This is a genomic window from Dactylosporangium sp. NPDC005572, from assembly GCF_040605515.1.
Taxonomy (GTDB): domain Bacteria; phylum Actinomycetota; class Actinomycetes; order Mycobacteriales; family Micromonosporaceae; genus Dactylosporangium.
The window spans coordinates 38,000-51,011 of sequence record NZ_JBEXCY010000002.1 but is presented as its reverse complement, the minus strand read 5'-3'; the positions used below and the strand labels follow the sequence as shown (position 1 = coordinate 51,011).

Genomic DNA, 13,012 nt, shown 5'->3' with positions numbered 1-13,012 from the left:
TCCGGGGGTGACACCCGCGACGACAGCCATCGATCCTATCGGCAACAGGCGCCGTCCGGCAGGGGGCAGAGAGCGCTTTCCGCACTCCGGGACGCGCGGCCGGTTCGTCTCATTCGCCCGTTTGGCCCTACTTGTACCCGGGTACGCGCGACCGGAGATGGAGGGCATCGCTTTCGGGAGGGGTCATGGCAACTGACGCCGTCACGCTGATCGTGAACGACCACCGGGTCATGGAGCGGGTCTTCGACAAGCTGCGCTCCGGCCACGGCGACCGCCAGCGACTGCTCGACGAGTGCGCGGCCCGGCTCACCGCGCACAGCCACGCCGAGGAGGAGACGGTGTACCCCGTGCTCGCCGAGATCGGCGAGCAGGAGGAGGCCCACCGCGGCGCCGACGAGCACCACCAGGCCGAGCGGCTGCTGCACGACCTGCAGCGGATGTCGCCCAAGGGCCCCGACTTCGAGGACCTGCTGGAGGACTTCGTCGAGGCCGTCCGGCACCACGTCGAGGAGGAGGAGACCGTGATGCTGCCGGCGCTGCAGGAGGCGGTGCCGGCCGAGCGCCTCGACGAGCTGGGCACGGCCTTCGAGGGGGTCCGGCTGCGGGAGCTGGCGGTCGCCGGTCTCGGCCTGCGGCGGTGAACTTGCCGACTGGCCCTACTTCGGTACAGTCGGGCTGGTCATGGTCAGTTTGGGCCCGCGCACCCTGCCCCCGGGCGCGGCGGTCGCTGCGACGCAGCCGCTCGCCGGTCCGGTCGCCACCGCGCGGCTGAGCGACCTCCCCGTGGACCGCATGCCGCAGCGCACCGAGGACCACGTCGTCATGCTCGTCACCGCCGGGCAGGGCACCCATGCGCTCGACTTCGTGACGTATGCGTGCCGGCCCGGCACGCTGCTGTGGGGCCGGCCCGGCCAGGTGCACCAGTTCGGCGGGCAGGCCGGCTTCGACGCCACGGTGCTCGCGTTCGCCCCGGGCATCCTGCCGACGCTGCCGGAGATCGACGGGCTGCGGGAGCTGGTGGCCGACCCGCTCACGGCGACGTGCTGGCAGCCGGCGGGCGAGGACGAGGAGGCGCTGGTCGCCGAGATCGCCCAGATCGGCGTCGACCAGGCGCGGTACGGCGGGACCCGGCTGGGCGCGGCGCTGCTCGCGCACTCGATGGCGGTACTGCTGATGAGAATCTCGGCGCTGGCACCCCCTCCGCCGGCCGGTCCGGCGGCGCTGCTCCTCGGGCTGCTGCGCACCGAACTGGAGCGGGACGTGACGCACCGGCGGGTCGAGGAGTTCGCGGAGACGCTGCGCTGCTCGGTCCGCACGCTGACCCGGGCCAGCCTGGCGGTCACCGGCCGCAGCGCGAAGCAGCTCATCGACGAGCGGATCGCGCTGGAGGCGAAGCGGCTGCTGGCCACGGGCGACGACCCGGTCGCCGACGTGGGGCGGCGGCTGGGCTTCGACGAGCCGACGAACTTCGGGCGCTTCTTCGCCCGCGAGACCGGCCAGTCCCCCGGCGCGTTCCGGGCGGCGCTGCGCCGCTCCCCTGCGCCCCGGGTGCCGCACCAGCGCTCGGCGCTGCCCGGCCGCCTGACGCCCCGGTCCGCCTGACCCCGCCTGCCCCGCCAGCCCGACTCCAAGATCGCGGGCGGTGTGGGGCGGGGAGGCGTTACGGCGTGATGGGGCAGGCCTCCGGGCGGGCCCGGGCCGGTGGGGTGTCGTCGTCGAGCTCCAGGGCGGCCTCCTCGCGGCCGACGAACGGGACCAGCGTGAAGTACGACAGCGTCGGCAGCAGGCCCGGCAGCTGGTCGACCCGGCCGCTCGCGACGTAGCGGTAGATCGTGGCGTAGATGCCGCCCACGATCGTCTCCACCAGCTCCTCCGGCATCGGCAGGTCGGACGCGCGGGGCGCGTCGGCGAAGAAGCGGTCGAAGCGGCGCAGCAGCTGGGCGCGCTCGGCCCGGGCCAGCGGGCCGGCGGCGTCGATCTCGACGACCGCCATCGTGGCGAACGCGGGCAGCTCGGCGAGCACCTGGAGCATGACCCGCAGGGCCGAGCGGGCGCCGTCGCGCCACTCGGGCTCGGCCCGGTACGCGTCCTCCATGAGCTTGAGCAGCAGGTCGGTGCCGTGGCGGTAGGTCGCGATGAGGGCGTCGTCCTTGCCGGCGAAGAGCGCGTAGAACGCCGGGCGGGTCACGCCGGCGGCCCGGCAGATGTCGCTGACGGTCGCGTTGGCGTACCCCTTCTGGGCGACCGTGTGGACGAGCGCGTCGAACAGCCGGTCGCGCTGGTTGGCCGCGACGACCTCGGGCGGCACGCGGCTCGGGCCCCGTTTGATGGCCCGGGAGGGATCGCGTCCTTCGCGGGCGCCCGGCAGCGGGGCAAGCTGTTCGTTCGCCATCTGACAAGTATCGATCGTGCGGGCAACTTGCGGGGTGGCGCCCGAGGCGTGGGACAGGGCAGAGTATCGGCGTGTCCACGACTGGCCGACTCGCGAGCGCCGTCCAGGGCGCCCGGGCGGTCGCGGCGCAGGGCGACACCCGGGGCGCGTTCGCGCTGCTTGACGAGGCCGTCGAGCGGGCCGGCGCCGAGGCCGGTCCGGACGACCCCGAGGTGCTGGCGGCGACCGGGCTGCTCGCGAAGTTCCACGCCGACCTCGGTGAGCTCGCCGACGCGCGGCGGGTGCTGGAGGAGAGCCTCGCGGTCGGCTACCACCGGCTCGGGGACGGGCACGAGGTCATGCTCGGCCTGGCGTACGAGCTGGCCCGCATCGCCGACGAGCTGGGCAACGTCTTCGAGGCGAAGCGCCGCTACGGGCAGGTGGTCCGGCTGGGGCCGCAGGCGCTCGGCGACGATCATCCGAGCGTGCGGGCGGCCCGGCGGTATCTCGGGCTGGCCGAGCAGGCGACGCCCGTGCACGTGCCGCACGCCACGGCGCCGGCGTCGTTCGATCCGGTGTCGCCGCCGACGGCCGCCGGGCCGCAGATCTGGCCGGCCGACGACGATCCGATGCCGCCGTGGCCGCCTTCCGGGCCGCCGGCCTCCGGGCCGCCGCCGGTCCCGATCGTCTCGGCGCCGCCGGTGTACGCGCCGCCGCCGATCTCGACACCACCTGCGTACGGACCGCCGCCGGTTTCGACACCACCTGCGTACGGGCCACCGCCGGTCTCCACGCCGCCCTCGTACGGGCCGCTGCCGTCCGCGGAAGCGCCGGCCTACGGTGCGACCGGCTACCCGGCCTCCGGGCCGCCGGCGTCCGCGCCGCCGTACGGGTATCCGGCCTCCGGGCCGCCCGCGTCGGCGCCGCCCTGGGAAGCGCAGGGGCCGGCCGACGTTGCCGAGTACGACGAGGCGCCCCGGCGGCGCTCGCCCGTCACCGCACTGCTCGTGATCGTCCTCGTCGCCCTGGTCGGCGGGGCCGCGGCGGCCGTCGTGGCGTTCGTACTGGCCCGGCCGCAGACGAGCGATCCGGTCGCCCAGCCGTCCGGTGGGCCGGCGACCACCACTACCATCACCACCGCGCCGGCGACCCCGGCCGGTGGGCCGGCCGGGAACCCCAAGGCGCCGGCACAGCTCAGGCTGCGCGACGACCGCACAGCCATCACACTGACATGGGTCGATCCGTCGGACGGCACCGTGCCGTTCATCGTGGCCGGCGGCCAGCAGGGCGCGCTGCGCCAGCTGCAGGTCATGCCGGCCGGATCGACGACGTTCACGCTCAACGGGCTGAATCCGAAGCTCGACTACTGCTTCACCGTCGCTGCGGTCTACAGCACCGACAGCGTGGAACTGTCAGACCTGGCGTGTACAAACAGAACCTGACACCCACCGTGTCAGCCGATGCACGCACCGCACACCCCGCGTGTGCCGAGGCATCGACGGGAATATGATGGGCGCCGGTTTCGGGGAGGGGGCCGAAGATGCGGCTGAGCCTGCGTTCGCGCAAGAGCGGCGGGCTGGTGACGCTGAGCACGGTCGTCGGGCTCGTCGTCGTCCTGGGCCTCACGCTCTTCGGCACCGGCGCGGCGAACAACGCCGTGGCCAGCTTCGACGTCAGCTCCTGGCTGTGGAGCGGCGACAAGGGCGAGGTCGCCCGGGTCAACGGCGTGACGGGCAAGGTCGACACCCGCACGAAGATCACCGACGCGCAGGGCCACACGATGCAGGTCAGCCAGAGCGACCGCTTCGTGATCCTGCGTGACCTCAACACGGGCAAGATCAGCGTCCTCGACCTGTCCAGCCTGACGCTCGGCGCGACGACCCAGTCGACGCCGGGGCTCGGCGTGACGGTCGCGGTGCACGACGACGTGGCGTTCATCGTCGACGCGGTGCAGGGCCTGGTCCGCCAGCTCGACCCGGCGACGCTGCTGCCGGTCGGCGAGACGCTGAGCTTCCCGCCGGGCCTCTCGGGCGGCGTCTTCGACGACAGCGGGCGGCTCTGGCTGCTCGTGCCGTCGGAGGGCACGGTCGTCGCGGTGAAGCCGGCGCCGCGCAAGCCGGCCGCGTCCGCGAGCGCGCAGGGCGGCCAGGGCGGCGGCACCGGCGGCAGCCCGGGCATCGTCAATACCGTCGGCGTCGCCGACCCCAGCCACGACCTCGCGCTGTCGATCCTCGACACCGGCGTCGCCGTGCTCGACAAGACCGCGACCACGCTGACCACGCTGCGCGGCGACGCGGTCCGCCAGGTGCCGCTGCGCCTCGCCGGGCCGGGCGCGATGCCGCAGCGCACGGTCGGCAGCGACGTGCCGGTGACGGTCGTCGACGACCGCCACGTCTACGTGGTGAACGGCGACCGGGTTGCCGACTTCGCGGTGCCCGGCGAGAGCCCGGCGCTGCAGCCCTGTGTGGCCTGGTCGGGCCGGTTCTACTGCGCCGACGACTCGACCGGCACGGTCTACGTGCTCGACGGGCAGGGCAAGGCCCTCGACCCGATCCGGATCGAGGCCGGCGGGAAGCCGCTGGAGCTGGAGGTCCGGGAAAACCGGATGTTCATCAACGCGCCCGGCGGCTCGACCGCCCGGGTCGTGGACGAGCAGCACCACGTGCGCACCGTGGACAAGTATGCGAAGGACGTCGTCGGCGGCGAGGCACCGCCGGCGCCACCGCCGCCGCCCCCGGCCAAGCCGCCGGTCGGCCCGCCCGGCGCCCCGCCGCGGGTCAACGCGACGGCCGGCAACGCGCAGGCCCGGGTCACCTGGACGACGGCGGCGCCCAACGGTAACGCGATCACGAAGTACGTGGTGGAGGGCGACGGCAAGACCCACGAGGTCGGCGCCAACGTGCGCTCCCTCGACGTCACCGGCCTCACCAACGGCCAGTCCTACAAGTTCACCGTGCACGCGGTGAACGCGAAGGGCGCCGGGCCCAAGCGGGCGGCCAACCCGGTGACGCCGACGTCCGAGGTCCCCGACCCGCCGGTGAGCGTCGCCGCCACCGCCAACCCCGACGGCACGGTCACGGTGACCTGGCCGGCGGCGAACGGGCAGGGCCGCAAGGTCGTGCGCTACGTGGTGACCAGCGTGTCGACCGCCGAGGGCAAGACGTTCGAGTCCGGCCAGCCGACGCTGACCGTGCCGGCGGGCGAGCTGCCCTACGGGACGCAGGTCGCCTTCCGGGTCGCCTCGGTCAACGACATCGGCGCCAGCTCGACCCAGTCGCCGCTGAGCCCGTCGGTGGTGCCGTTCAACAAGCCGTCGGCGCCGGGCGGGCTGACCGTGAAGGCCGTCGCGACGAAGCGCGGCACGGTCGTCGCGGCCTGGCGGGTGCCGCAGGACAACGGCGCGCCGATCACGGGGTACGAGGCGACGGTCAACGGGCAGAAGCAGACGCTCGACACCGCGCTCAGCCACGAGTTCACCGGCTTCAAGGACGCCGAGCACGTCACGATCCAGCTGCGGGCGGTCAACAAGGCCGGCCCGGGCGCGGTGGCGACCGGCGCGGCCGACACGCTGGCCCAGCCGAAGATGACCGTCGACGCGGGCGGCAGCACCGCCGCGCTCAACTCGATCACGGTCCGGTTCACCGCGACCGACGGCGGCGGGGCGCCGGCCAATTGCCGGCTCGACGTGGCCGGGGCCGGCGCGATCGAGGGCGCGTGCTCGGGGTCGCTGACGATGAACGGGCTGTGGCCGGCGACGGCCTACAGCTACACGGTGACGATCACCAACGCGGCCGGCATGACCGCCGGCGGCACCGGCTCGATCACCACGCCGACCTACCGCGGCACGGTCATCTGCGGCGACACGAGCTACTGCGGCCGGGGCGCGCCGAACGGCGGCATCTGGGTGTACCGCACGCCGTCGCAGAACGGCGCGTCCGCCGGCGACGTCTTCGCGCCGGACAGCTACGTCGCGGTCTGCCAGGTCAACACCGGCACGTCCATCAACGCCGAGCCGTGGGGCGGGCGCAAGAGCACCGTCTGGATCAAGATCCAATTCCAGGGGGAGAACTACATCCCCTACGCCTGGTTCAATCTCCCCAACGGCACCGGACCGTTGAAGCAATGTTGATGGAGCACCGTGACCCCCGAAACGCCCACTGACCCGCCCGGCACCGAGGAGATCGCGGCCGCGGCCGGCCTGGTCGGCCGCCTCGCCCGCAACGTCGAGTCGATCGTGCTCGGCAAGCCGCTCGTGGTCCGGCTGACGATGACCGCGCTGCTCGCCGAGGGGCACGTCCTGCTCGAGGACGTGCCCGGCGTCGGCAAGACCACGCTCGCGCGGGCCATGGCGGCCAGCGTGCAGGGGCAGTGGCGGCGCATCCAGTTCACGCCCGACCTGCTGCCGTCCGACGTCACCGGCGTGACGATCTTCAACCAGGCGACCCGCGGGTTCGAGTTCCACCCGGGCCCGGTCTTCGCCAACATCGTCATCGCCGACGAGATCAACCGGGCGTCGCCGAAGACCCAGTCGGCGCTGCTGGAGGTCATGGAGGAGCGCACGGTCACCGTCGACGGTGTGCGGCACGGCGTGCCGCGCCCGTTCCTGGTGGTCGCCACGCAGAACCCGATCGAGATGGACGGCACCTACCGGCTGCCCGAGGCCCAGCTCGACCGCTTCCTCATGAAGCTCGCCGTCGGCTACCCGAGCGAGGCCGTCGAGATCGAGGTGCTGCGCGGCGCGGTGAGCCGCTCCCCCGAGGCGCTGCCCCCGGTCACCGACACGCAGGTCGTGGCCCAGCTGGTCGCCCTCGCCCGCCGGGTGCACGTCGCCGACGCGCTGTATGGCTACGCGGTGCGGCTGGCCAACGCAACGCGGAGCCACCCGCGGGTGCGCATCGGGGTCAGCCCGCGCGGCGTCATTGCGCTGACCCGGGCCGCGTGCGCATATGCGCTCACCGACAGCCGTGGCTACGTGGTGCCCGAGGACCTCAAGGTGCTGGCCGAGCCGGTGTTCGCGCACCGGCTGGTGCTCTCGCCCGACGCGCAGGTCCGCGGCGTCGCCCCCGGCGACGTGGTGCGCGAGATCCTCGACGCGGTGCCGGTCCCGACCCCCGTCGCGGCCTGAGCGGTTCCGGCGCGTAGCGGAGGAGGCCGCTCAGCATGAGCACAGGGTGGAGCTCAGGTGCCCGGAGCGAGGCGGAGGGCGCGTGAGCGGTCCGATGCGTGTCACCGCGCGCGGCGCCGGGCTCGCCGCCGGTGCGGCCGTGCTGCTGGCCACCGGCCTCGTCTTCGGGTACCCGCACCTGGTCGTGCTCGGTACCGCCTGCCTCGCCGCGCTGCTGTTCGCGGGCGGCTACGTGTGGTGGCGCCCCCGCCTGACCGTCGAGCGCGAGGTCGAGCCCGACCGGGTCATGCGCGGGGAGTCGAGCACCGTCACGCTCCACGTCGGCAACACGAGCCGGCTGCGCGGGGCGACGCTGATCGCGCACGACCGGTGCGGGCCGGCGGCGGTGGCGGTACCACTGCTGCGGTTGAAGGCCGGTGGCACGACCACGGCGTCGTATCCCGTGCCCACGGCCCGGCGCGGTGTGGTGGCGATCGGCCCGCTCCGCGTGGTGCGCCGCGACCCGCTCGGGCTGCTGACCCTCTCGCGCGGGTACGGCGGGACGAGCACGGTGTGGGTGTACCCCCGCGTCCACCGGCTCACGGCCGTGCCGACCGGCGTGTCGCGGTCCCTCGACGGCCGGGTCGACCGGGTGCCGCACGGCAGCATCACGTTCGACACGCTGCGGGAGTACGTCGTCGGGGACGAGCTGCGGCACGTCCACTGGCGCACCACCGCCCGGATCGGCGAGCTGATGGTCCGCGAGCACCTCGACACCAGCCTGCCGCGGCTCGTGGTGCTGCTCGACGACCGCCGCGACGCGTACCCGGACGTGGACCGCGCCGGGGAGTCGGCCCGCTTCGAGTCGGCGTGCGAGGCGGCGGCGTCGATCGTCATGGCGGCGTTCCGCGAGGAGCTGCCGGTGGCGCTGCGCCTGGCCGGCGGCGCCCACGCGGGCGGCAAGGGCAGCCGGGGCTTCCTCGACGTCCTGGCCGAGGCCGCGCTGCACGGGCCCGCGGCCGGGCTCGACGAGGCGGTCGCCGACCTGCGCACCCGCAAGGCCGGCGACACGCTGGTGTACCTCAGCGGCACCAGCGCCGATCTCGGCCGGGTCGCGACCCTGCGCGGGGCCTACGCGGCCGTGGTCGCGGGCGTGTTCGGCGACGGCGACGCCCCCGGCCTGGAGCGGATCACGGTGCTCGCGGCCCGCGACGGCGCCGACTTCGCCGCGGCGTGGGACGGGGTCCAGACGTGGTGAGGCGGCTGTTCGTCCCGGTGGCGCTCGCGGGCATGCTGGTGCTCAGCGGGTTCGCGCTCGCCCCGATCTACAACGGCACCCTGCTGACGGTGCTCATGGCCGCCGCGGCCGCCGGCTCGGTGCTCATCGGCACCGGCGTGCGGCGGCTGCCGGCCTGGACGGCGGCGCCCGCCTCGGTGCTCGGGCTGGCGGTGCTGACGTTCGTCGCCGTGCGCGTCTCGGCCGCGGCCGGCCAGGTGCCGGGCAGCGTGCCCGACATCGCCCGCGAGGCACTGCGCAACAGCATCCCGCGGCTGCTCACCGCGCTGATCCCGATCGAGCCGCAGCCCGACACCGTGGTGCTGCCGGTGATCGCCACCTGGCTGGCCGGGCTGGCCGCCACCGAGGTCGGCGTGCGGTACGGCCGCGTGCTGCTCTCGTACCTCCCGCCGACGCTGCTGTTCGGCGGCGCGCTCTACCTCGTCGGCCCGGACACCACCGCCGCGCGGGCCACGACCTGGGTGCCGCTCGCCTACGCCGCGTTCGCCGCGCTGGGCCTCATCGCCAGCGCCCGCGAGCCGCAGCCCGACGAGCTCACCGCCGGCCAGCGCCGCACGATCCGGCTGCGCGTCGGGGCCGGCGCCGCGGCCGGGCTGGCGATCATCGTGGTCCTCTCGCAGTTCCTCGGCCCGGCCGTCGCCGAGCAGGGCAGCTCGACCCCGGTCGATCCCCGCAACTACGTCACGCCGCCCCAGCTCGACTCCCTCGACGAGAACCCGCTGGTGCGGCTCTCCGGCTGGAACCTCAACAAGGACCAGCACCTCTTCGACGCCGAGGTGACCCCGGCGGCGCAGCCGCTGATCCGCCTCGCCGTCCTCACCGACTACGACGGCGTGACCTGGCGCATCGACTCGGTGTACCGCAACGCCGGCCGCGTGCTGGGCCGGCCCGAGGGCACCGGCCCCGAGCTGACCCAGCGGATCACCATCGACGAGCTCGACGGCCGCCTGCTGCCCGGCGTCGCCACCCCGCAGCGGGTCGACGGCGTGCGCGTGGCGTTCGACGCCGAGACGGGGACGATCGCCTATGCCGAGCCGCTGCACAAGGGCCTGACGTACACGGTGACCTCCCGCCGCGACCCGCGCCCCGACGACAACGCGCTGTTCGTCGCCGAGGTGCCGTCGCCCGAGGAGGTCCCCGGCCTGGTGGCCCTGCCCGGCAAGGTGCCCGACTCGATCAGCCAGCTCTCGTCGCACCTCGGCGAGGGCGTCTCCAACCCGTACCAGCGGGCGTTCGCGATCCAGCAGTGGCTGGAGGAGCACTACCGGCTGGTCGCCGACGCCCCCAGCGGCCACGCCTACCCCAACGTCGAGTACTTCCTGTTCGGCCCCAAACAGGCCGGCGGCCAGAAGGGCACGTCCGAGCAGTTCACGGCCGCGTTCGCGGTGCTCGCCCGGCTGGCCGGCCTGCCGACCCGGGTGGTCGTGGGCTTCCAGACCCGCAAGGACGACCCGGCGGTGCGCGGCGGCGACGCGATCGCCTGGCCGGAGATCCTGTTCAAGGGCGTCGGCTGGGTGGCGTTCGACCCGCTGCCCAAGTCCGACACCGTTCAGCGCCCGGTCGACGACGACTTCAAGCCCAAGGCCCCGCCGTCCCCGCCCCCACCGCAGTCGGTGCCGCCCGTCTCGGTCTCGGCGAGCCCGCCCGCGTCCGGCTCGGGTCCGGCCTCCGTGGCCGCTCCCCCGCCCGGCTCGGGCACGGCGACGCTGGTGGCGGCCGTCTCCTCCGCTGTCGCGGTGGTCGTCGTGCTGGCGTTCTTCTCTTCGGTACCCCTGGTGCTCCGCGCCCGGCGCCGCCGGCGACTGGACCACGGGCCACCGGCCCAGCGCATCGACGCCGCCTGGTCGGAGGTCCTGGCCGGCCTGCGGCTCGCGGGGCGCCCGGCGCCGCCACACTTGACGGCGCAGGAGGTGGCGCACTACGCGTCGACGGCCGCGATCCCGCACGCCCACGCGGGCGGTGTCGTGCTGCGTTCCCCGATCCCCCCGGTGGACGACCTGGCCGGCCTGGTCAACGCGGTCGGGTTCGCCGGACCGGGGTCCGTCGCGTCGGAGCCGGACGCGCGGCTGGCCGCGGATCAGGCCGTCGCCTACGTGACGGCCTTGCGGGCCCAGCGCCCCTGGTGGCGCCGCGTGCTGTGGACCTTCGACCCCCGCCCGCTGCGCTGGCGCCGATAACCCGGCCCCTCGTTCGCTTTCGGAGGGGCCGGGCCGCTCGGTGCTGATCAGGCGGGGTTGTTGGCGTGGGTCAGGGTCTCCCAGGCGACGAACAGGTTGTTCGAGCCGGCCGGGCGGGACTGCTCGGTCAGCCGCTGGGTGTTCGACATCGCGATGCCCATGCGGTTGTGCAGGGCGTTGTAGCCGACCTCGGTGATCGGGCCGAGGCCGAGGTGCAGGGTGCCGCCGCAGAGCCAGCTCGGGGCCGCCTCGCCGAGCTGGTACTTGCTGTGGAAGCCCAGCGCGTGCCGCAGCCGGTCGGCGATCTCCGGGTAGATGTCCTGTCCCTGGATGCGGGTCGTCTCGGCCACGTGCGAGATCGCCGAGATGCCGTACCCGGTGTGCGTGAAGTCGCGGCAGGTCTCCTGCGCGATACCGTCGACGAAGGTGCTCTGGCCCTGCCAGTACGAGATGATCTCGGCCTTCGTGTCCCGGCTGCCGATGCCCTTCGGGTAGGCGCCGTCGGCCGTGACGTACAGGTAGGCGGGCACCCGGGCGCGGAACTTGGCCATCGCCTTGTCCCAGCTCGCGCGGTCCTCCAGGAAGACGGAGATGCCGATCGCGGCCTCCATCATCGACAGCTCCCAGTTACCGTTGGAGGAGCTGCCGTTGATCAGCTTCGGCAGGTAGACGTTGCGCAGCATCGTGCCGAAGCGCGCCTGGTTGGGCCAGGACGAGTAGGTGTAGCGGATGATCTCCGCGGCCCGGGGCCAGGACGATCCGGCCCAGCCGGTCTGGAGCGGGGCGTTGCTGTTGGTGTGGTCCTGGATGGTCGCCGACCAGGCGTCCATGATGGCGATGGCCTTGGTCGCGTACCGGCTGTCCCGCGTGATGTACCAGGCCAGCGAGAGCGTGTAGGCGGCGATGGCGTCCTCGCGCTCGTCCGTGCAACCGTAGTTGGGGTTCGAGTACGAGCCGCACTCGACGATCGCCCGCGGCTTCGGCGTGCGCGACAGGGATGCGTACCTGCTGGCCATCATCTGGTCGTACGCGGCCTTCCAGGGCTGTGCGTTCGCCTGCACCTTGCCGCGGACGAAGTCGAGCTGGGCCCGGCTGACGAAGACGCCGGGGTGGGCAAAGGTGGCCGGGGCCGCGGCGACCTGGAGCCGGCTCGCGGACTCGGTGTCGTTGGACGCGGCGGACGCATAGGTGGTACCGGCGACGGCGATCGCAACGGCCAGCCCCGCGGCGCCGAGGAAGGCGAGCCGCCGTCGGGTGGGTCTGGGCATGGGGCTCCTCGGAGTCTTCAGGGCAACTGTAAGGAAGGTTGCCTGACCGATGTCAACATCGACGCGTCACGATGTCAACCGCCCACATGCGGATTTAAGGATCGCTTCGCCCACGGCTGAGGTCCACTGAAGCCACCGAAACACCGATCAACGGCGAGCGGCGTCATGATCGATGGCGCGATCCGGCTGCCCCGGCAACCAGATCGCGCCATCGATCTTGCGCGCGCTCGGCGGGGCGCTGGGGCCAGGGTGCCACCGTGCCACCCGCCCCCGCCCCGCCCCGCCGGTGAACGCCTGCCTGCGTCCGCGCCGGCGCGGGCGCCGCGCTGCCCTGGCCGGCCCCAAACAGCGATCAACGATGATCGCCTCATGATCGTGGGAAACATCTGGTCGCCCTGGCAGCCAGATGTTTCCCACGATCATGAGCGCGGCCGGCGTCACGGGTGCCGGGAACGCAGTTCGGGGCTGGACGGCGCCCGACCACCGCCGCGCCAGGCCCTGCGCGCACCCTAAGCCCATCGGGATTGATGCATCAAGGTTGATGCATCAAAAATGCTGCATCAGACCCAATGGATCGGACGCGATGCATCGCGTCGCGATGCACCGGACGTGGATGCACCGGACGTGGATGCATCAGGCGTGATCCATCAGGCGTGATCCATCAGGACAGATACATCAGGACAGATGCATCAGGACGGATGCATCAGGACGGATACATCAGGCGTGATGCATCCAGAACGATGCATCAGGACGGATGCATCAGGACGGATACATCAGGCGTGATGCATCCAGAAC

The 13,012-nt window shown here is 73.3% G+C and carries 9 protein-coding genes; 7 read left to right on the top strand and 2 right to left on the bottom strand.

Annotated features, from left to right (window positions below; translation table 11 throughout):
* The first annotated feature begins 185 nt into the window (after positions 1-185).
* Both ABZS66_RS01340 and ABZS66_RS01335 read left to right on the top strand, forming a co-directional pair.
* On the top strand, positions 186-641 hold the full coding sequence (locus tag ABZS66_RS01340; RefSeq protein WP_354754001.1) for a hemerythrin domain-containing protein: 456 nt from the start codon (positions 186-188) through the stop codon (positions 639-641).
* 40 nt (positions 642-681) lie between these two features.
* Positions 682-1,602, top strand: coding sequence for an AraC family transcriptional regulator (locus ABZS66_RS01335; protein ID WP_354753999.1), 921 nt, complete (start codon positions 682-684; stop codon positions 1,600-1,602).
* Between the two features lie 58 nt (positions 1,603-1,660).
* On the opposite strand, the gene ABZS66_RS01330 is transcribed toward ABZS66_RS01335, so the two are convergent.
* Entirely contained in the window at positions 1,661-2,392 is a 732-nt protein-coding gene (locus ABZS66_RS01330; protein ID WP_354753997.1) for a TetR/AcrR family transcriptional regulator, read from the bottom strand.
* 71 nt (positions 2,393-2,463) lie between these two features.
* Here ABZS66_RS01330 and ABZS66_RS01325 point away from each other — a divergent pair, with 71 nt between their 5' ends.
* From ABZS66_RS01325 to ABZS66_RS01305, 5 genes are all read left to right on the top strand, one after another.
* Positions 2,464-3,813: a hypothetical protein gene (locus tag ABZS66_RS01325; protein WP_354753995.1), complete on the top strand. Its 1,350-nt coding sequence runs from the start codon at positions 2,464-2,466 to the stop codon at positions 3,811-3,813.
* Between the two features lie 98 nt (positions 3,814-3,911).
* Positions 3,912-6,500 carry a fibronectin type III domain-containing protein gene (locus ABZS66_RS01320; RefSeq protein ID WP_354753993.1) on the top strand — a complete coding sequence of 863 codons (2,589 nt, stop codon included), beginning with the start codon at positions 3,912-3,914 and terminating at the stop codon, positions 6,498-6,500.
* A 51-nt stretch (positions 6,501-6,551) separates the two neighbouring features.
* Complete coding sequence (locus ABZS66_RS01315; protein ID WP_354754314.1) at positions 6,552-7,496, top strand: MoxR family ATPase; 945 nt, start codon at positions 6,552-6,554, stop codon at positions 7,494-7,496.
* Between the two features lie 94 nt (positions 7,497-7,590).
* Positions 7,591-8,733 (top strand): DUF58 domain-containing protein, encoded by a 1,143-nt coding sequence (locus ABZS66_RS01310; protein WP_354754313.1) that lies wholly within the window; start codon positions 7,591-7,593, stop codon positions 8,731-8,733.
* Entirely contained in the window at positions 8,727-10,949 is a 2,223-nt protein-coding gene (locus ABZS66_RS01305) for a DUF3488 and transglutaminase-like domain-containing protein (RefSeq protein WP_354753991.1), read from the top strand. The genes ABZS66_RS01310 and ABZS66_RS01305 overlap by 7 nt, the downstream gene beginning before the upstream one ends.
* Positions 10,950-10,996: 47 nt before the next feature.
* On the opposite strand, the gene ABZS66_RS01300 is transcribed toward ABZS66_RS01305, so the two are convergent.
* The gene (locus tag ABZS66_RS01300; protein WP_354753989.1) at positions 10,997-12,217 is read right to left on the bottom strand and encodes an alginate lyase family protein; all 1,221 of its coding nucleotides are present in this window, start codon (positions 12,215-12,217) and stop codon (positions 10,997-10,999) included.
* Between the last annotated feature and the right edge of the window lie 795 nt (positions 12,218-13,012).

Bases quoted from the DNA above. Each gene is read 5' to 3' on its own strand.
- ABZS66_RS01340 (WP_354754001.1), top strand. From the start codon at position 186: ATGGCAACTGACGCCGTCACGCTGATCGTGAACGACCACCGGGTCATG.
- ABZS66_RS01335 (WP_354753999.1), top strand. From the start codon at position 682: ATGGTCAGTTTGGGCCCGCGCACCCTGCCCCCGGGCGCGGCGGTCGCT.
- ABZS66_RS01330 (WP_354753997.1), bottom strand. From the start codon at position 2,392: ATGGCGAACGAACAGCTTGCCCCGCTGCCGGGCGCCCGCGAAGGACGC.
- ABZS66_RS01320 (WP_354753993.1), top strand. From the start codon at position 3,912: ATGCGGCTGAGCCTGCGTTCGCGCAAGAGCGGCGGGCTGGTGACGCTG.
- ABZS66_RS01310 (WP_354754313.1), top strand. From the start codon at position 7,591: ATGCGTGTCACCGCGCGCGGCGCCGGGCTCGCCGCCGGTGCGGCCGTG.
- ABZS66_RS01300 (WP_354753989.1), bottom strand. From the start codon at position 12,217: ATGCCCAGACCCACCCGACGGCGGCTCGCCTTCCTCGGCGCCGCGGGG.